The organism is Halospina denitrificans (assembly GCF_004364635.1).
Lineage (GTDB): Bacteria > Pseudomonadota > Gammaproteobacteria > Pseudomonadales > Oleiphilaceae > Halospina > Halospina denitrificans.
The window spans coordinates 164,591-182,143 of the sequence record NZ_SOAX01000002.1 but is presented as its reverse complement, the minus strand read 5'-3'; the positions used below and the strand labels follow the sequence as shown (position 1 = coordinate 182,143).

Below are 17,553 nucleotides of genomic sequence, written 5' to 3'. Positions count from 1 at the left end.
GGGAAGGGCCTGACATGTCGGCACTAGATCGCAGATTTTCAGCGGACCTCACCGTCATCGTTCCCGCCGCGGGTGTTGGCGCCCGCGCCGGGGGCGACCGTCCGAAGCAGTATCAGTTACTGGGCAATGATTACCTTCTGGATGTCACCCTTGATCGGCTGTCTTTGGCGCTTCCGTCCGCCTCTGTCTATGTCGCCCTGCATCCCGGGGATCAGTGGTGGCAATCCTCCCGCAGCGCCTTGAACCCGCAGATTCAGGCCTGTACAGGAGGCAGCACCCGGGCGGAATCAGTGCGAGCGGGCCTGTCGGCCATGAGTGCGCGCGGTGATGACCCGGTGCTGGTTCACGATGTTGCCAGGCCCTGTGTCACCGCCATTGATATCCACCGCCTGATTGGGGAGGTGGCCGACGTCCAGGCGGGCGGGCTTCTGGCAGCGCCGATCACGGATACGGTCAAGGAAGTTGACGACGCCGGACGGGTTGTCGCAACCCGGGACAGACAATACCTGTGGCGGGCCCTGACGCCTCAGTTATTCCCCTATGGCGTACTCTGTCGCGCCCTGGACCAGGCCCGGGACAGGGCGATTGATGTTACCGACGAGGCCTCGGCCGTGGAGGCCCTGGGGCTTAGCCCGCGCGTGATCCGCGGGCGGGCGGATAACATCAAGGTAACCCATGAGGGCGACCTGGCGTTTGCCGCCTGGATACTGCAACAGCACGATCAACAACTGGAGAGCGGTGCATGATTCGAGTTGGGCAGGGGTTTGATGTCCATGCGTTTGAAAAGGGCGATCACGTGGTCATCGGGGGTGTTCGTATTCCCCACGACCATGGACTCCGCGCCCATTCCGACGGTGATGTGCTGCTGCACACCATCGCCGATGCCCTGCTGGGAGCGGTGGCGCTGGGTGATATCGGCCACTGGTTTCCGGATACGGATCAGCACTGGCGGGATGCGGACAGCCGGTCCCTGCTGCGGGAGGTGTATCGACAGGTCCGGATGCGCGGCTATCGCCTGGTCAACCTGGATGCGACCGTGATTGCACAGGCACCGAAGATGGCCGAGCACGTAGAGGCCATACGCCGAAACCTCGCCGAGGACCTGAGCGTGGACCCGGAGCAGGTGAGTGTGAAGGCAACCACCAGCGAGAGACTGGGGTTCGTGGGTCGCGAGGAAGGCATTGCGGCCCAGGCGGTCTGTCTTGTCGAAAGCCTTAAAGCGGATCAATCCCCCTCGTGAGTGCATGGAAACTGGAATGGGATCGGGCTTGGGGTGGTCCGACGGGGCAGGGCCGTGTCCGGTGTGAGAACGCGGACTTCGAGGTCGCTGAAGCACTCGGCTGGGAGCCCACCGGTACCGGTGAACACCTGCTGCTGTACCTGGAGAAGGACGGGGACAATACGGACTATGTGGCGCGCCTCATTGCGGAGTTCGCCGGGTGTCGCGACCATGACGTGGGTTATTGCGGCCGCAAGGACCGCCAGGCCATTACCCGGCAGTGGTTCAGTGTTCCCTGTCCAGCCGAGCGGGAGCGGACCCTCATCGGCCGGGTGTCCCAGCGCTGGCGGGTCCGCGACCAGCATCGCCACGAGCGCAAGCTGCGCCGGGGCCAACATGAATACAATCACTTCCGTATCCGCGTGCGCTCCCTGGATGCCGACCGGGCGGCGCTGGCGGAGCGCTGGCGCCAGGTGGCAGAACTGGGGTGCCCCAATTACTTCGGGCCACAGCGGTTTGGCTGGAACGGGGGGAATCTGGACGCGGCTGCCGAGCTCAACCCGGACGCCCTGCGCAACCCGCGCAAGCGGGCGCGCTCGGGGATGCTGCTGTCCGCCGCACGCAGCTGGCTCTTCAATGAATGGCTGGAACAGCGACTCCGGGCCGGGGATTGGCAGGAGGTGACGGAAGGTGAGCCGGAATCCGAACCCTCCGGCCCGCTCTTTGGTGATGATGCCTGTGGGGCCGGCGAGCCCCTGGCCGGACGGGAGCTGGCGTTTGCCGGTGACTATCCGCATTTCATGGCGCTGTTCCGGGCCACCAGAATGCAGTCGGCACGTCGCGCGCTCGCCGTGAAACCGCTAAACTGCGCTCTGGATCACGATGGCGACTCGGTGCTCCTGGCGTTTACCCTGCCCAGGGGCGCTTTCGCAACCGCCGTGCTGAATGAACTACTGATTATTGACGACGACGTCCGGAACTCATGAAACTTCTACTTTCCAACGATGATGGTGTGCATTCTCCGGGGCTCCAGGCGCTCTATGAGACGCTCCTGGATCTGGGTGAGCTGCGGGTTTCCGCGCCCGACCGGGATCACAGCGGGGCGAGCAATGCCCTGACGCTGACCCGCCCCCTGTCCGCCACCGAGCTGCCCAACGGGTTTATGGCGATTGACGGCACCCCTACCGACTGTGTCCACCTGGGTATCGGGGACATGTTCGATATCGAATTTGATCGGGTGGTCTCCGGCATCAATACCCACTCCAACCTGGGCGACGATATCCTCTACTCGGGAACCGTGGCCGCTGCCGTTGAGGGTCGGTTGCTGAGGCATCCGCCCATTGCGGTCTCCCTGGCAAACCGGGGAAACTGGCATTTCGAGACAGCGGCGCGTGTGGTCAGGGCCCTGCTTTGCCGCCCCGATCCGCTTGCCGTGCCGCCCCGAACGGTACTGAATGTTAACGTGCCCGATGTGGAGTGGGAGGAATTGCGGGGGGTCCAGATCACCCGCCTGGGGCACCGTGGACGTGGTGAGCTGCCCCAGCGGGTCTCCTGTCCGCGCGGACGTGAGATGATGTGGATCGGCGCCGCCGGGGATGAGGATGACGCGGGCCCCGGAACCGATTTCCATGCCATACGGGAAGGTTATGTGTCGATTACGCCTGTAAAGGTGGATATGACGCACTATGATACGTTCCAGAGTCTGAGTGATTGGTTGAAAGACGGGTTGTAAATGAATACGGAACTCCAGGGTATCGGTATGACCTCCCAGCGGACACGTATGCGGCTGGTGGAGCGTCTCCGGGAAGAAGGCATCGAGCGCTTCGAGGTTCTGGATGCCATATCCAGGGTCCCTCGCCACATCTTCCTCGATGAGGCGTTGTCCCACCGCGCCTATGAGGACACAGCGCTGCCGATTGGCCATCAGCAGACGCTGTCTCAGCCCTATGTTGTGGCGCGTATGACCGAAATCCTGATGGAGGCGGGGGCACGACGGGTGCTGGAACTGGGCACAGGGTCGGGCTACCAGGCGGCAATCCTGGCAGAGCTGGTGGAGGAGGTTTACAGCATCGAGCGGATCGGGGCGCTGCATAAGCAGGCCCGCGAGCGGCTTCAGCGCCTGGGTTACCGCAATGTGCATCTGCGCCTGGGTGACGGCAGTCAGGGCTGGCCGGATGCTGCTCCGTTTGACGGGATGATTCTCACAGCAGCCCCGGGCGGTGTTCCGGAAACACTCCTCAAGCAACTGGATGAGGGTGGAACCATGGTGGCCCCCCTGGGCTATGAGACCCAGATGCTGACCTCCATAACGCGTCGCGGTGACACCTTCGAACGCCACGAGATCGAACCGGTGCGCTTCGTCCCCGTGCTCGGTGGCGTGGTGCGATGACCGACGGCACGGGAAAGCAGTCCCCGCTGGGAATCGTCGCCCGGGGTTGCGTGATGGGGGCGGCCGACATTGTGCCCGGCGTCTCCGGCGGGACCATGGCGCTTATTACGGGCATCTATGGGCGCCTTCTCCATGCCCTTGGACGGATTCCGGAAGCGGCCGTGATCCTGGTGCGCCAGCGCAGCATCCCTGAGGCGTTCCGCCGCGTGGATGGTGCTTTCCTGCTTCTGCTTCTGACCGGCATCCTGATCAGCGTAATCAGCCTGGCTCACGGCATCGGGTACCTGCTTGAGCATCATGAACGCCTGGTGCGGGGCTTTTTCTTTGGCCTGGTCGTGGGCGCCATCATTCATGTAGGCCGTCAGGTTCCGCACTGGCGAGCGCCGGCTTTTGCCGGTTTTGCAGCGGGTGCGCTTGTGGCATGGGGGATTACCCAGTTGACGCCCGCCACCCTGACCCTCACCCCGCTGATTGCGTTTGGCGCCGGTTTTATCGCGATTTCCGCAATGATCCTGCCCGGTATCTCGGGGAGTTTCATCCTTCTCCTGCTGGGGCTCTATGAGCCGGTCCTGACCGCCATCAGGGGGGCTGACCTTGCCATTCTGGCCATCTTCGCCATTGGCTGCGCCCTTGGGCTCGTGGCCATGGCGCGTGCGGTTTCGGCAACCCTGGACCGTTATCCCAGCGCCACGCTGGCTGTCCTGGCGGGCATCATGCTGGGCTCCCTTGCCAACCTCTGGCCCTGGCGCGTCATGCCTTCCGGCGCGTTGGTTCACGACAATCTCGGTCCTCTGCACTATGCTCAAGTGACCGGTGAGCCCCATCAACTGCTTGCTGTTGGTGGTGTGCTGCTGGCGGGGATTGGTCTGGTCATGCTCCTTGAGCGCTTCTCTGGATCTGACGTCACGGTTCCGGCAGAGTAGACTCCGGAAGAAAAGGGCAACTCCTCGAATCGTGTATTAAGGAAAAGATGTAACCCCGGGAGAAAGCTCACAGAATCCGTGTGATCTGTTACCGGTAGTGTTCCCCCAGGTAACACCGGCCTTAATCATGTAACCCCGAATCGCCCAAAATTTATTCAGATAAAAGAGCGGGTTACCGGAGAAAATTCATGTTCTGGTCAATTTTTAAGATTTTTTGGGTATCAAAAAAACATTATAATTCCAAAAAAGAATAGAAAAATGCCATACCGGGCCTCAAAAGTAAGCGGTAACCTTATGAGTCAGCGCCGTTTTATTAACTCTGCTCCCGGCCTTATCGGTCTGGTGGTGCTGCTTGTGCTCAGTGGCTGTAATTCCACGGAACTGCTTCTCGATGATGATTACAACCCCAGAGTGACCTGGGGGCGGCATGTGGTTTCAGAGGGGGAAACCCTCTACAGCGTTGCCATGCGATATGGCTGGAACTACCGGGATCTCGCCGCTGCCAACGGGATTCAGGAGCCTTACGAGATTCATCCCGGGGATGTCATTCACCTGAACAGAGAAGTAGAACAGGGAACCGGCGCGCGTTCATCGGCGGGTCGGTCCTCGCCGAGCTCTACCGATCAAGGTACCGAAAGCACTTCACGCAAGCCCTCTCAGAACACCTCATCGAGCACTCCGAAATCATCCTCCGTAGCATCTTCCGGCAATCGTGCAAGTAACACAGAGTTACAGGCCGGCAATACTTCCGTTAATGACATCGTTTGGCGCTGGCCCCATTCTGGCCCGGTTATTGCGAAATATTCATCTGAAAGCGCCGATATGAATAAAGGTATTGATATCGGCGGCGATGCGGGAGACCCCATCGAGGCTGCTGCCGACGGGAGTGTGGTGTACGCGGGCAGCGGTTTGCTGGGATATGGCAATCTGATCATTGTCAATCACAGCGAACACTTTCTCAGTGCCTATGCCCACAGCCGGGCCATCCTGGTTGAGGAGGGCGAGAAAGTCAGCCAGGGCGAGACAATCGCCGAGATGGGGAGCACCGGAGCGGACCGGACCATGCTCCACTTTGAAATAAGAAGAAAAGGGGATCCGGTCGATCCGGCGCAGTATCTGCCGCCTCGTTAGACAAAAGTGGCTTCCTGATAATCAAACAATAACGGAAGCCTTCAAGGGGTAGTATTACAAGCAGGGTGAAAACTATGTCGGTAGAGCGAGACGAAATAGTTCAGGAAGTGGCTCTGGATGAAGAGGCAGCGGTGACTGAAGCGCCGGAACAGGCGGCTGTTACCGAGGATGATGGCGCCGCAGCACTCGAGCGTGCCCGCAACAACTCCTCGCGGTACAGCCAGACAGGCCGCCAGCAGCAGGCGGATGCAACCCAGCTGTATCTCAACGAGATCGGTTTCTCTCCACTGCTGACGCCGGAGGAGGAAGTGCATTTCTCCCGCCTGGCACGCCAGGGGGATGAAAGTGGCCGGCGCCGGATGATCGAGAGCAACCTGCGCCTTGTGGTGAAGATTGCGCGGCGTTACGTGAACCGCGGGCTGACACTGCTGGACCTGATCGAAGAGGGGAACCTGGGCCTGATCCGCGCCGTGGAGAAGTTTGACCCGGAGCGTGGCTTCCGCTTCTCCACCTACGCGACCTGGTGGATCCGCCAGACCATCGAGCGCGCCATCATGAACCAGACGCGCACCATCCGTCTGCCGATTCACGTGGTCAAGGAGCTCAACCTCTACCTGCGTGCCTCCCGTGAGCTCAGCCAGAAGCTGGACCATGAGCCTTCCGCCGAGGAAATCGCCAACAAGGTCGACAAGCCGGTTGCGGACGTCAAGCGCATGCTCGGCCTGAACGAGCGCGTCGCCTCCGTGGACACGCCCATTGGCAACAACGGCGACAAGTCGCTGCTGGACACGGTTCCGGATGAAGGGTCCGCCGATCCGGCCTCCCTGCTCCAGGAAAACAACATCAAGGGCTGCATCGAGCAGTGGATCGACCAGCTCAGCGACAAGCAGCAGGAAGTCCTCTGCCGTCGCTTTGGCCTTCGGGGCTACAACACCAGCACGCTGGAGGAAGTGGGTTCCGAGATCGGACTGACCCGTGAGCGGGTGCGCCAGATCCAGGTCGAAGCTCTGCGCCGCCTGCGGGAGATTCTTGAGAAGGAGGGGCTCTCAGGCGATATGCTTTTCGAGGGTTGATTCCGTTTGGCGTCGCTGACAGCGACGCCAAACAGTTCTATCCTCGTTTTCAGATGGATTGAACCACATCCGAAAGCATATCCCTGACGTTCCCCGCGACCTGTTTAAGCTCATCGTTATCAATGGCGGTCATGGACGCGACAGGGTCTATTGCGCTGACCTCGATGCCCTCTGAACTTTCGCGAAGAATGACATTGCAGGGCAGCATAGCGCCGACCCGCGGTTCCAGGCCAATAGCCTCCCAGGCCATGCCTGGGTTACAGGCACCAAGAATCCGGTAATCGGACATATCCTTATCCAGTTTCTTTTTCATCGTAGCCTTGACGTCAATTTCCGTCAGTACCCCGAAACCGTGGTCGGCCAGAGCCTGACGCGTTCTACCATCCACATCCTCAAAATCCCCATCCGTGATAACCCGACTGATCGTATATGACATAGCTGCTTCTCCTTAATCCATGCTCTATTGAGTTTAGCCCGGATTTCCGGACAATCCCATGGGCTGGTATCCAAGTATTGCAGGCTACTTATTCTATGGTAGCCTCAATTCCCTGATGCAAGCGGCAATTCCGTATCGGACTCTGTTGGATTAATGAACCCATGTCTCTTCAGGCAAACGCAATGTTGGTGAGCAATCAACGATTCGGCCGCCGGCTCAGTGTCGCCCTGGCGGTTGTTTTCGTGGTGCAGCTGTTGCTCGGTGCGGGGCTTCATTTCCATCAGTTGGGAGACCATGGGCAGTCCGGTTCGGACACGGTCCATGCGGATTTTTCCCATGAGTTGCACGGGGATCAGAATGGCCTGGATGCAGACCCGATAAGCCGGGAACAGTCCGGCGACTGGTCCCTGGACCTCGTGATTACCGGCTGGCCACAGCCCATAGTGGTCACTGCGGCCCCGATCGATGTGGGCTCGCAGCTCGTACAGGCACCCCAGCCACCACCACGCTACACGCTTCCCCAGCCCCGCGACCCACCTCACGCCTGAACACTCCCAATCCGCGGTATGTGATTTTCCCGCATACCGAACGAAATACTGCGTATTGGAGAACACCATGCAGCACTTGGCTAAGTGTATCTGCAAGGGCAGGCGTTTACCCTGGGCATTGATCACCGCGCTGATGCTGGTTACAGCCGCGCGGGTGTACGCCGGAAGCTGGACATTGCAGAAGAGCATCGAGCGGGCACAGTCTGTCTCACCCGTCATTGAGCGTGAAAAGGCAGCCCTTGTCAGTGAGCAGGGCAAGTACGAGCAATCCGGTGTCTGGCCGAACCCTTCGCTGAGTGTTTCGGCGGGAGACACGCTCGGACAGGAACTGCAGACCAACGATATCCGCGTTCAGAACGTGCAGCTGATGCAGCCCATTCCCATTGGCGGGCGCACCGCCGCGGATGCCGAGGCTGCGGAGCAGGCCGTCTCGGCGGCGCGTTCCGGCGTAACCGGGGCATCGCTTTCCGTAGCCCACGAGGCGGCGCGGCTGTACCAGCGGCTGCAGCACGCACAGGCCCGGATGGCCATCGCTCAGCGCCAGACCGAGCAGGCCGATCGCTTTGACAATATTGCCCAGAAACGCTCGGAAAGTGGCGACATCGCGATGCGTGAGGCCAGCCGCCTGTCAGTATTGGCCGCCCAGGCGGATGCCACGCTTTCCGATGCCAGTCGGCATCGAGCGACGGTGCTGGAGCGTTTCCGCAACCTCCTTGATCTCAGTGGCGGTGAAGACCCCGAGTTTGAGACCACTCTCGCCATATCAGAGCCGCCTCGCCTGTCTGACCTGAAATCCCGCCTCGCCAGCCATCCGGAACTCAGGCAGGCGCGGCAGGAAACGGAATCCGCGAGGGCCAGGGCGCGTGAAGCGAATGCCTCACGCATTCCGGATCTGAACCTGACGTTCAGTCATAAGCGGTTCGCGCTACGGGGTGAGGAAGAAAACGCCTATGCCGTTGGGCTGGGCGTGGAAGTTCCTCTCTGGACGACCTACGGCGGCCGCGAGGCGGCTGCCAGGGGCAGGGCGGAACAGGCGAACCAAGCCCACAGGGAAGGACGGCGTGAACTTGAGCGCCAGATTGCAACAGCGTACGAGTCCCTCGGGCGTTTGATGACTCGCCTGGAGCGTCATGAAGAGCAGATACTCGAGCCATCACGAAAGGTTGTTGAGCAGAGCGAGCAGGGCTATCGGGCAGGTAACGTCACGCTCACGGAACTGATTGATGCCACTAATGCCGTCTGGCAGGCCGAGCGTAAACGGGCGGACCTGCTCCTTGAAGCACGCCTGGCGAAACTGGAATTGAAAGAGGCGGCCGGTCTGGCCCCCGGGGAGTCGATGCAATGAGGCGCCGGAACGTCCTGATCACATTTGTATTTATGGCAGTGCTCGCCGGTTGTGGTAATGGCCACGAGCCGCATGCCGGGGAAGACGGGCACGGGAATCATGGCCATGAAGAGCAGGCCGAGGGAGAAAAGGGCGCGTCGGGGAAATCCGGAGAGCATGATCATGAAAGCGCCTCAGAGGAAAGCCGCGAGGGCGAAAAGGGTAGCCAGGAACTTGCTCTCTCAGACGAGGTCATCCGTGAATTCGGCCTTGAGGTGCGTGAAGCCGGACCCGGCTCACTGTCGATCAGGCGGGAATTCCCCGGCGAGGTCGTGTTCGATGAAGGCCTGATCACCCACGTGACGGCCCGTGTTTCCGGACGGGCGGAGAAGCTGCTGAAACAGAGCGGCGAACAGGTCAGCGAGGGTGAGGTGCTCGCCGTGCTTTCGAGCCGTGAGCTGGCCCGGGTGCGTTCGGAATTCCTGTCGGCGAAGGCCAGTCTCGAGCTGGCGCGGGCCACCTTCCAGCGCAAGCAGCGACTGGCCAACGATCAGATCGCGTCTCAGGCGGAACTCCAGGAGAGCCGTCAGGCACTGAGCGAAGCACAGGTCAAGGTTGAGCTGGTACGCCGCGAGCTGCGCACCCTGGGCATGACCCCGAAGGGCATCAAAGCGCTGGATCTGGAGAGCAATGAAAGTCTTGCCCGTTACGAGCTGACCGCCCCGGTGGATGGCACCATCATTGAACGCCACCTCACCCGGGGTGAACGGGTGAGTGCCAATGCTGGCGGGGATTCGCCCTTCGTGATCGCCAGCCGGGATCGTGTCTGGGGGCAGCTCAGCATCTTTCCCCAGAGCATTGATGATGTGAGTCCGGGCCAGAGTGTCACCGTGAAGGCGACGGATTCCGATGCGTCGGCCACCAGTTCCGTCACCTATGTCACGCCATTGATGCAGGAATCCACCCGCTCTGCCAGGGCCCGCGTGGTGCTGGAAAACGCTTCCGGTCAGTGGTATCCGGGCCAGTTCATCACGGGGAATGTGACCGTGGAAACGGTGGATGCGGATGTGGTTGTGCCGCAGACCGCGATCCAGACCATGGATGGCGGGCCGCGGGTGTTTGTACGGACCGACCATGGTTTCAGGGCCCGGCCGGTCAAGCTCGGGCGCAAGGCTGACGGCAAGGTCGAAATCCTGAAGGGGCTCTCTGCCGGAGAGCCCTACGCTGCCGTCAACACCTTCACGCTCAAGGCGGAATTCGGCCGTGAACAGCTTAAGCATGCCGGCCATTCCCACTGAGGCCCCTGCGACCCGGGAGCATTGAAACATGATTGAACGACTGATGGATGTCTCCCTCCGCAACCGTCTGTTGATGGTATTGCTGGGGGTACTGGTACTGGCCAGCGGGATCTGGAGCTGGCAGAAACTGGCGGTGGACGCCGTGCCGGACGTTTCGCCGACGCTGGTGCAGGTCTTCACGGTGACCGACGGTCTCGCGCCCGAGGAGGTGGAGACCTATGTGAGCTACCCCGTCGAGCAGGCCATGACGGGGCTGCCGAAGGTGCGGGAGATCCGGAGCAACTCGAACTTCGGGCTTTCGGTAGTGAGTGTCTACTTTGAGGACGGCACGGACATCTACCACGCGCGACAGCTGGTTAGCGAACGCCTGCAGAAAGCGCGGGAAAGCATCCCAGAGGGCTTTGGCGAGCCCCAGATGGGCCCGATTGCCAGCGGTCAGGGCCTGATTCTCTACTACTACCTGGACGCTCCCAGGGACGAGTACAACCTTACACAGCTGCGCACCATCCAGGACTGGCTGATCAAGCCGAAGATGGAAACGGTGCGTGGCGTCACGGAAGTGCTCGGGATCGGCGGTTACAAGAAGCAGTACCAGGTGAGCGTCAATCCGGACGCGCTCCAGCGCTATGATCTGGATCTCCAGAAGGTCATTGATCGTGTGCGCTCCAGCAACCTCAACGTGGGCGCTCAGTTCCTTGAAGAGGGGGGCGAGCAGTTCGTGATCCGGTCCGAGGGGCTGGCCAAGGGCATCAGAGATCTGGAGCGGATTACCGTCAAGACGGTGGATGGAACCCCGGTGCGGCTGGCAGATATTGCCACCGTTGAGATCGGCGGCGAGGTCCGTCAGGGCCTGCAGACGCTCAATGGCGAGAAGGAAGTGGTCTCGGGGATGGTCGTCAAGCTTTATGGCGCCAACACCTCGGCCGTGATCCAGCGGGTGGAAGATCGTCTGGAATCGATCCAGCAGAGCCTGCCCGAAGGCGTGAGGATCGTGCCGTATTATGAGCAGAAGACGCTGGTCCAGAATGCGGTGAACACGGTCTCGAATGCCCTCTTCCAGGGGATCGTGCTGGTGGTGCTGGTCCTGTTCGTGTTCATGGGCGGTTTCCGGCCCAGTATAGTGGTGGCCGCAGCTATCCCATTCTCCGTGTTGTTCGCGGTTGTCGGGATGTACTGGTTCGATATCTCCGCGAACCTGATGAGCCTGGGAGGGCTGGCCATTGCGATCGGCCTGATGGTGGACGGCACCATCGTGATGGTCGAGAACATCGATCGACACCTGCATGAAGCGGAACGCTACGAGCGGCGGATCCGGGTGGTAGCCAGGGCGTGCCGCGAGGTGGCTTCGCCCATCCTGTTCGCCATTGCGATTATCATCATCGTCTTTCTGCCCCTGTTCACGCTGACCGGCGTGGCCGGCAAGACCTTCCGGCCACTGGCCTACACGGTGGCATTGGGCATGGTTGGTTCGCTGGTCTATGCGTTGTTTATTACGCCGGTACTGGCGAGTCTGATGATGCGTCGACCCAAAGAGAATGCCGATGACGGAAAGCAGCGCTGGTGGCACCGTCTCACCCCCTCCAGACCGATCGCGGATGAATCCGAGGACCATGGTTACAGGCGCGAATCACTGATCGTCCAGTGGATCCTGGTGCTTTATCGCCCGCTACTGCGTTTCTTCATTGCGCGTCGATCCCTGGCGGTGCTGTTGGCAGTGGGTCTTATCGGTATGGGCGGCATTCTTTTCCCGCAGTTGGGCTCTGAGTTTGCGCCACGCATGGATGAGGGCGACCTGATCGTGAACATGACGTTCGCACCCTCGATCTCACTGAGTGAAGCCAAGCGCAACACCATGCTCGCCGAGAAACGGATGCTCGACGTTCCGGGTGTGAAAAAGACCGTGAGCCGTGTGGGCCGTGGCGAAGTCGGCGCCCATGCCGACCCCATCAATACCGTGCATTCGCTGGTGGTTCTGGAACCGCGTTCCAAATGGGACGAACTCGGCTACGAGTCCCAGGACGGGATCGAGCAGGCCATCCGTGAAAAGCTGAAGGGCATGCCGGGGATCATGACCAACATGACCCAGCCGATCCAGCTTTCCGTGAATGAACTGGTCGGTGGCGTGAAGTCCGAGCTGGCCGTCAAGCTTTACGGGGACGATCTGGCCACGCTGAAACAGAAGGCGGACGCCATCGCAGGGGTTCTGCGAGAGGTCCCGGGCGCGGCCGACGTCAAGGCGGATCAGGTGATCGGTGCACCCCAGATGCGCATCCAACCCGACCGGGATGCGCTGGCACGTTACGGCATCACCATGGAGCGCGTGCAGAAGCGCATTCGCAATGCCGTTGGGGGCACAACGGCCGGGCAGATCTTCGAGGGGGTACGGCGTTTTGATGTGTATGTCCGGTACCAGGAAAAGGACCGGAAAGATCTGGAGGCCATGAGCAATATCCTGATCGAGGCCCCTGACGGTGCTGAGGTCCCCCTGAGCCAGTTGGCTCAGCTCGAGAAGATCAGTGGCCCACGCCAGATCAGCCGTGAAAATGCCCAGCGCTACATTACGGTGCAGGCCAACGTGGAGAGCCGGGATATCGGCAGCTTTGTGGAAGCCGGCCAGAAGGCGATCAGCGAACAGGTAGAACTGCCCACGGGCTACCTGCTTGAATGGGGCGGACAGTACGAGCTGCAGCAGAAGGCCAATGCCCGCTTTGCCATCGTCATCCCGGTAACACTGGCATTGATCTGTCTGATGCTTTATATCAGCTTCCACTCGGTACGCAGCACTCTGCTGATCCTGTCCAACATCCCGCTGGCGCTGGTGGGCGGTATTGCTGCGCTCTGGATTTCCGGCCAGAATCTCTCGGTGCCCGCCTCGGTGGGCTTCATTGCACTGTTCGGTATAGCGCTGGAGAACGGCATGGTGCTGGTCTCCTATCTGAACCAGCTGGTGCGTGAGGGAATGAGCGTGGATGAGGCCTCTATTCAGGGCGCCTGCCTGCGGGTACGGCCGGTGCTTATGACGGCACTGACCACCTCACTGGGACTGCTTCCGCTGTTGGTTGCGACTGGCACCGGCAGTGGGGTGCAGAGGCCATTGGCTACGGTAGTCGTGGGTGGCCTGTTTACATCCACAATTCTGACCCTGGTGGTGATACCGGCGCTTTACCGTTGGTTTGCGGCGAAGGCGGGCGATTGAGCCGCTCATCCTTTTGCAAAATAGGCCAATGTGGTGAGAACTGTTGGGCATTTAACCGCAATTAACAATGCTAGACTCGCCAAGCCTGTTAAGGATCGTCGGGTTTCCGCAAAAATGCAGTTGCGGAGCAAGACAATAATTCAGAAAAACGGACTATGAGGAAGATCCCATGAAGAAACTGATCTGCAGTGTTTTTATCCTGTTCTGCATGTTCTCTGTAACGGCTCAGGCGGAGAGTCGGGAAATCGCGGGCGTTGAGATTCCGGACACCATTACGGTTGACGGCAATGAGCTCAAGTTCAATGGCGGTGGCATCCGCTCCAAGTGGTTCATGAGCCTGTACGTGGGCAGCCTCTACCTGCCGGAAGAAACGGATAACCCCGATGAGGTTATCGGTGGTGAGCAGCCGATGGCGATCACACTGGATATCGTTTCCGGCATGATCACCAGTGAGCGCATGACCGACGCTACCATTGAAGGCTTCGAGAACGCCACGTCCGGCAACATGGAGCCGATCCAGGAAGACGTTGATGCCTTCATGAAGAACTTCGAGAAGGAAATCAAGGAAGGCGATCACTTCCGGATTGCATACCTTCCTGAAGAAGGCGTGGTTGTCTACAGGAACGGTGAGAAGACTGGCACCGTCAAGGGTGGCATGGACTTCAAACAGGCCCTGTTTGCGATCTGGCTTGGCGATTCCCCGGCCCAGGAAAGCGTGAAGCAGGCGATGCTCGGCAAGGAGTGATTGCCGGGAATCGTTGAGCCATCGGCGTTCCGGTCAATGAACGGAGCGCCTGGCTGATTTACTTTGCCCCGAAACGCGGCGCCCGGAGAAACCCGGCGCCGCGTTTTCGTTTCATTAAAGGGTGCAGGAACTGATTACGGGAGATCCTTCTCCTTGAACTCGCACAGGTCCTCGATGACGCAGCTGCCGCAACGCGGTTTCCTGGCCACGCAGGTATAGCGCCCGTGCAGGATCAGCCAGTGGTGGGCATCCTTCAGATAGGCCCTCGGCACCCGCTTCATCAGCTTGTCCTCAACCTCGCGCACGGTCTTGCCTGGCGCAATGCCAGTGCGGTTGGCGACCCGGAAGATATGGGTATCCACGGCCATGGTCGGCTGGTCAAAGGCGGTGTTGAGGACGACGTTGGCGGTCTTTCGGCCCACACCCGGCAGTGCTTCAAGGTCCTTGCGGTTGTCCGGGACCTGTGAGTTGTGCCGCTCCACCAGCCCTTGGCAGGCCTTGATGATGTTGCCGGCCTTGCTGTTGTAGAGGCCGATGGTCTTGATGTACTCCTTCAGACCCTCTTCGCCCAGTTCCAGAATGGCTTCCGGGGTGTTGGCGACCGGGAAGAGTTTGGCCGTGGCTTTGTTAACGCCGACGTCAGTAGCCTGGGCCGAGAGTATGACCGCGACCAGGAGCTCGAACGGGGTGTTGTAGTTCAGCTCCGTGGTCGGTTCCGGATTGGCTTCCTTGAGGCGCGCGAAGATTTCCGCGCGTTTGGCGTCGTTCATGAAAAATACCCTGTTACTCGAACGCGTTTGCTGCCGGGGTCCACGGTTTCCGGCTGTGTGGAACGGTGTTTCTCAACCTGGCTGTCGATCCGATTCTTGAGGGCGATCAGCAGACCGAGGCCGATGAAGGCGCCAGGGGGCAGGACGGCAATCAGCGCGTCCCGGTAGTTGGGGAAGACGGTGACTTCCCAGCTGGCGGCTGTTGATCCCAGTAGGAGGTCCATGCCGGCGAAGAGTGTTCCATGGCCAATCAGTTCCCGCATGGCTCCGAGCGCCAGCAGTACGCCGAGGAAACCCAGCCCTGTCATCAGGCCATCCAGGGCTGCGGGGAGGATGGGGTTTTTGCTGGCGAAGGCTTCGGCGCGGCCCAGGATGGCGCAGTTGGTGACGATCAGAGGGATGAAGATGCCAAGGATCTGGTACAGCTCGTAGGCGTAGGCCTTCATCAGCAGTTCGGTGCAGGTGACGAAGGAGGCGATGATCATCACGAAGGCGGGCAGGCGCACGGACTCGGTGACGAAATTGCGGATTAGTGAGACGGCGATGTTTGAGCCGGTGACGACCAGCAGGGTGGCCAGACCGAGGCCGAGGGCGTTGACGACTGTGCTGGTTACTGCCAACAGGGGGCACAGGCCCAGTAACTGGACCAGGGCTGGGTTGTTGGTCCAGAGGCCGTTTTGGATGATGTCTTTTGTCTGGGGCTCGGTCATGAATGCCTGCTTTCATTGTGCCGGGGGTGTGAGCGGGGAACCCTGTTCAGGACACGCTGTGAATACGTCCATGTACGCTCCCTTCGGCCATCCATGGCCTCAGAGGGTCCTGAACAGGGTTCCCCGCTCACACCCCTTCGAACATCAGGGGTTATTCAGCCTTGGGGGCTGTCTCATTCAGAAATTTATCCTGGTTATCCTCGAAGAAAACCAGCCCCCGGAATACAGCCCGAACAACCGCTCGACTGGTGATGGTAGCGCCGCTGAGGGCGTCGAAGCGACCGCCGTCGGGGGCTACATGCCACTCATCAGGAGGGGGATTGTCCAGTGAGTGGCCTTTGAAATCCAGTATCCAGTCGCTCTTGGAGGTTTCAATGGCGTCGCCCAGGCCCGGGGTCTCCGCGTGTTGGGTGACGCGCACACCGGTCAGTTTACCCTCCGGGGTGATGCCAAGGATCAGGTCAATATCTCCTGAATAACCGTCGGGAGCGGTTACGGGGAGGATGACGCCCGTAACCCGATCATCCTTTAGCGCAAGGAACGCTTCGTCGCCTGCCTCGGTTCCGAGCTCCTCATTATCCGGTAACTCAATGGTATTCGTGCCCAGGGTATTGGTGTAGTTGTCTTCCGGGATGACCTCCCGCAGTGCCTTGTATCGGGCTTCCGATTCCTGCTCTTCGATCCGCTCTTGGGTCAGGACCTGGGTAACACCGATGGCGCCGGCCGTGATGGCGGCAAAGAGGCCGAGGCCGATGGCGTTGTTGAGCATGGCGCGGGCGAGGGCGTTCATGAGGGGAGCCCCCGTTCCGGTTTGCGGTGGCCGTAAGTTCGCGGGCGGGTGTAGTAGTCGATGAAGGGGACGGCGAAGTTCATCAGTAGGACCGCGAAGGCTACGGCGTCGGGGTAGCTGCCCCAGGCGCGGATGATGTAGAGGAGGATGCCGATGCCGGCGCCGTACCAGAGTTTGCCCTTGTTGGAGGTGGCGGCGGAGACGGGGTCGGTGGCGATGAAGAAGGCGCAGAGCATGGTGGCGCCGGCGAACAGGTGCATCTGGACGGGGACGGATTGGTCCGGGTCGTAGCCGAAGAGCAGGGTCATGAGGGTCAGGGCGCCGAGGAAGCTGGCCGGGATGTGCCAGGTGATGATCTTCAGGCGGATCAGGAAAAGGCCGCCGGCGAGGAAGGCCAGGTTGACCCATTCCCAGCCCCGGGCGATGCCGTCGCCGAAGATGGGGTCGGCGGTGACGGTGCTGGCCAGTCGCGAGCCGATTTCGTGTTTGTAAACATCCAATGGGGTGGCGCCGGTGATGCCATCGATGGTCGCGGGTTCGGCGAGGCTGGCGATGATCGCCAGGGTATCCAGTAGTCCCGGGGCCTCATCCAGCAGCGCCAGTGGCTGGGCCCAGTTTGTTGTCATGGCTTCCGGGAAGCTGATCAGCACGAGCGCGTAGCCGACCATCGCGGGGTTGAAGAGGTTGGAGCCGAGTCCACCGTAGAGTTGCTTGGCCAGGAGAATGGCGCTGGCGGCGGCAATCAGGGATATCCACCAGGGCAGCAGCGGGGGCAGGGCCAGGCCCAGGAGCACGCCAGTCAGGGCGGCGCTGCCGTCGCTGAGAAAGAAGGTTACGGGGCGCTTGCGAAGGGCCAGGATCAGGGCTTCGGTTCCCATGGCCACCAGGGTGCACCACACCACGTTGATCAGGTTGCCCCAGCCGAAGAAGAGCGTCAGTGCCAGCAGGCCGGGGAGGGTGGCGGCGATGACCCATTGCATGATGCGTCCGGTGGTCAGCAT

18 protein-coding genes are annotated in these 17,553 nt (G+C 60.7%); 13 read left to right on the top strand and 5 right to left on the bottom strand.

Going from position 1 to position 17,553, the window contains the following annotated elements:
• The first annotated feature begins 14 nt into the window (after window positions 1-14).
• From ispD to rpoS, 8 genes are all read left to right on the top strand, one after another.
• The gene (gene ispD / locus DES49_RS04485; RefSeq protein ID WP_133735194.1) at window positions 15-746 is read left to right on the top strand and encodes a 2-C-methyl-D-erythritol 4-phosphate cytidylyltransferase; all 732 of its coding nucleotides are present in this window, start codon (window positions 15-17) and stop codon (window positions 744-746) included.
• Window positions 746-1,240, top strand: coding sequence for a 2-C-methyl-D-erythritol 2,4-cyclodiphosphate synthase (gene ispF / locus DES49_RS04480; RefSeq protein ID WP_133735678.1), 495 nt, complete (start codon window positions 746-748; stop codon window positions 1,238-1,240). Before ispD ends, ispF begins: the two co-directional genes overlap by 1 nt.
• Window positions 1,237-2,205: a tRNA pseudouridine(13) synthase TruD gene (gene truD, locus DES49_RS04475; RefSeq protein WP_133735193.1), complete on the top strand. Its 969-nt coding sequence runs from the start codon at window positions 1,237-1,239 to the stop codon at window positions 2,203-2,205. The genes ispF and truD overlap by 4 nt, the downstream gene beginning before the upstream one ends.
• Window positions 2,202-2,951: a 5'/3'-nucleotidase SurE gene (surE, locus tag DES49_RS04470; RefSeq protein WP_133735192.1), complete on the top strand. Its 750-nt coding sequence runs from the start codon at window positions 2,202-2,204 to the stop codon at window positions 2,949-2,951. Before truD ends, surE begins: the two co-directional genes overlap by 4 nt.
• A complete protein-coding gene (locus tag DES49_RS04465) occupies window positions 2,952-3,608 on the top strand; it encodes a protein-L-isoaspartate(D-aspartate) O-methyltransferase (RefSeq protein ID WP_133735191.1) in 657 nt (218 codons plus the stop codon).
• The gene (locus tag DES49_RS04460; RefSeq protein ID WP_133735190.1) at window positions 3,605-4,531 is read left to right on the top strand and encodes a DUF368 domain-containing protein; all 927 of its coding nucleotides are present in this window, start codon (window positions 3,605-3,607) and stop codon (window positions 4,529-4,531) included. Before DES49_RS04465 ends, DES49_RS04460 begins: the two co-directional genes overlap by 4 nt.
• A 294-nt stretch (window positions 4,532-4,825) precedes the next feature.
• A complete protein-coding gene (locus DES49_RS04455; protein WP_133735189.1) occupies window positions 4,826-5,662 on the top strand; it encodes a peptidoglycan DD-metalloendopeptidase family protein in 837 nt (278 codons plus the stop codon).
• Between the two features lie 74 nt (window positions 5,663-5,736).
• Window positions 5,737-6,735 carry an RNA polymerase sigma factor RpoS gene (gene rpoS / locus DES49_RS04450; RefSeq protein ID WP_133735188.1) on the top strand — a complete coding sequence of 333 codons (999 nt, stop codon included), beginning with the start codon at window positions 5,737-5,739 and terminating at the stop codon, window positions 6,733-6,735.
• Between the two features lie 49 nt (window positions 6,736-6,784).
• Here the strand turns inward: rpoS and DES49_RS04445 are convergent, their stop codons facing one another.
• The gene (locus DES49_RS04445) at window positions 6,785-7,171 is read right to left on the bottom strand and encodes a DUF302 domain-containing protein (protein WP_133735187.1); all 387 of its coding nucleotides are present in this window, start codon (window positions 7,169-7,171) and stop codon (window positions 6,785-6,787) included.
• 188 nt (window positions 7,172-7,359) lie between these two features.
• On the opposite strand from DES49_RS04445, the gene DES49_RS04440 reads away from it, so the two are divergent.
• From DES49_RS04440 to DES49_RS04420, 5 genes are all read left to right on the top strand, one after another.
• Window positions 7,360-7,719: a hypothetical protein gene (locus DES49_RS04440; protein ID WP_208297015.1), complete on the top strand. Its 360-nt coding sequence runs from the start codon at window positions 7,360-7,362 to the stop codon at window positions 7,717-7,719.
• Between the two features lie 67 nt (window positions 7,720-7,786).
• Window positions 7,787-9,064 carry a TolC family protein gene (locus tag DES49_RS04435; protein ID WP_166645985.1) on the top strand — a complete coding sequence of 426 codons (1,278 nt, stop codon included), beginning with the start codon at window positions 7,787-7,789 and terminating at the stop codon, window positions 9,062-9,064.
• On the top strand, window positions 9,061-10,341 hold the full coding sequence (locus DES49_RS04430) for an efflux RND transporter periplasmic adaptor subunit (RefSeq protein WP_133735184.1): 1,281 nt from the start codon (window positions 9,061-9,063) through the stop codon (window positions 10,339-10,341). Before DES49_RS04435 ends, DES49_RS04430 begins: the two co-directional genes overlap by 4 nt.
• Before the next feature lie 28 nt (window positions 10,342-10,369).
• Window positions 10,370-13,537 carry an efflux RND transporter permease subunit gene (locus tag DES49_RS04425; RefSeq protein ID WP_243864890.1) on the top strand — a complete coding sequence of 1,056 codons (3,168 nt, stop codon included), beginning with the start codon at window positions 10,370-10,372 and terminating at the stop codon, window positions 13,535-13,537.
• A gap of 169 nt (window positions 13,538-13,706) precedes the next feature.
• On the top strand, window positions 13,707-14,282 hold the full coding sequence (locus tag DES49_RS04420; RefSeq protein ID WP_133735183.1) for a chalcone isomerase family protein: 576 nt from the start codon (window positions 13,707-13,709) through the stop codon (window positions 14,280-14,282).
• A gap of 134 nt (window positions 14,283-14,416) precedes the next feature.
• Here the strand turns inward: DES49_RS04420 and nth are convergent, their stop codons facing one another.
• The 4 genes from nth to rsxD all read right to left on the bottom strand — a co-directional run bounded on the left by nth (window position 14,417) and on the right by rsxD (window position 17,553).
• Window positions 14,417-15,052, bottom strand: coding sequence for an endonuclease III (gene nth / locus DES49_RS04415; RefSeq protein WP_133735182.1), 636 nt, complete (start codon window positions 15,050-15,052; stop codon window positions 14,417-14,419).
• Complete coding sequence (locus tag DES49_RS04410; protein ID WP_133735181.1) at window positions 15,049-15,762, bottom strand: electron transport complex subunit E; 714 nt, start codon at window positions 15,760-15,762, stop codon at window positions 15,049-15,051. The genes nth and DES49_RS04410 overlap by 4 nt, the downstream gene beginning before the upstream one ends.
• Before the next feature lie 151 nt (window positions 15,763-15,913).
• Window positions 15,914-16,552 carry an electron transport complex subunit RsxG gene (gene rsxG, locus DES49_RS04405; protein WP_133735180.1) on the bottom strand — a complete coding sequence of 213 codons (639 nt, stop codon included), beginning with the start codon at window positions 16,550-16,552 and terminating at the stop codon, window positions 15,914-15,916.
• Window positions 16,549-17,553 (bottom strand): electron transport complex subunit RsxD, encoded by a 1,005-nt coding sequence (rsxD, locus tag DES49_RS04400; RefSeq protein ID WP_243864888.1) that lies wholly within the window; start codon window positions 17,551-17,553, stop codon window positions 16,549-16,551. Before rsxD ends, rsxG begins: the two co-directional genes overlap by 4 nt.

Bases quoted from the DNA above. Each gene is read 5' to 3' on its own strand.
- ispD (WP_133735194.1), top strand. From the start codon at position 15: ATGTCGGCACTAGATCGCAGATTTTCAGCGGACCTCACCGTCATCGTT.
- DES49_RS04430 (WP_133735184.1), top strand. From the start codon at position 9,061: ATGAGGCGCCGGAACGTCCTGATCACATTTGTATTTATGGCAGTGCTC.
- DES49_RS04420 (WP_133735183.1), top strand. From the start codon at position 13,707: ATGAAGAAACTGATCTGCAGTGTTTTTATCCTGTTCTGCATGTTCTCT.
- DES49_RS04465 (WP_133735191.1), top strand. From the start codon at position 2,952: ATGAATACGGAACTCCAGGGTATCGGTATGACCTCCCAGCGGACACGT.
- nth (WP_133735182.1), bottom strand. From the start codon at position 15,052: ATGAACGACGCCAAACGCGCGGAAATCTTCGCGCGCCTCAAGGAAGCC.
- DES49_RS04445 (WP_133735187.1), bottom strand. From the start codon at position 7,171: ATGTCATATACGATCAGTCGGGTTATCACGGATGGGGATTTTGAGGAT.
- DES49_RS04425 (WP_243864890.1), top strand. From the start codon at position 10,370: ATGATTGAACGACTGATGGATGTCTCCCTCCGCAACCGTCTGTTGATG.
- DES49_RS04455 (WP_133735189.1), top strand. From the start codon at position 4,826: ATGAGTCAGCGCCGTTTTATTAACTCTGCTCCCGGCCTTATCGGTCTG.
- DES49_RS04460 (WP_133735190.1), top strand. From the start codon at position 3,605: ATGACCGACGGCACGGGAAAGCAGTCCCCGCTGGGAATCGTCGCCCGG.
- surE (WP_133735192.1), top strand. From the start codon at position 2,202: ATGAAACTTCTACTTTCCAACGATGATGGTGTGCATTCTCCGGGGCTC.
- rsxG (WP_133735180.1), bottom strand. From the start codon at position 16,552: ATGAACGCCCTCGCCCGCGCCATGCTCAACAACGCCATCGGCCTCGGC.
- rsxD (WP_243864888.1), bottom strand. From the start codon at position 17,553: ATGCTGACCACCGGACGCATCATGCAATGGGTCATCGCCGCCACCCTC.
- DES49_RS04435 (WP_166645985.1), top strand. From the start codon at position 7,787: ATGCAGCACTTGGCTAAGTGTATCTGCAAGGGCAGGCGTTTACCCTGG.
- DES49_RS04410 (WP_133735181.1), bottom strand. From the start codon at position 15,762: ATGACCGAGCCCCAGACAAAAGACATCATCCAAAACGGCCTCTGGACC.
- rpoS (WP_133735188.1), top strand. From the start codon at position 5,737: ATGTCGGTAGAGCGAGACGAAATAGTTCAGGAAGTGGCTCTGGATGAA.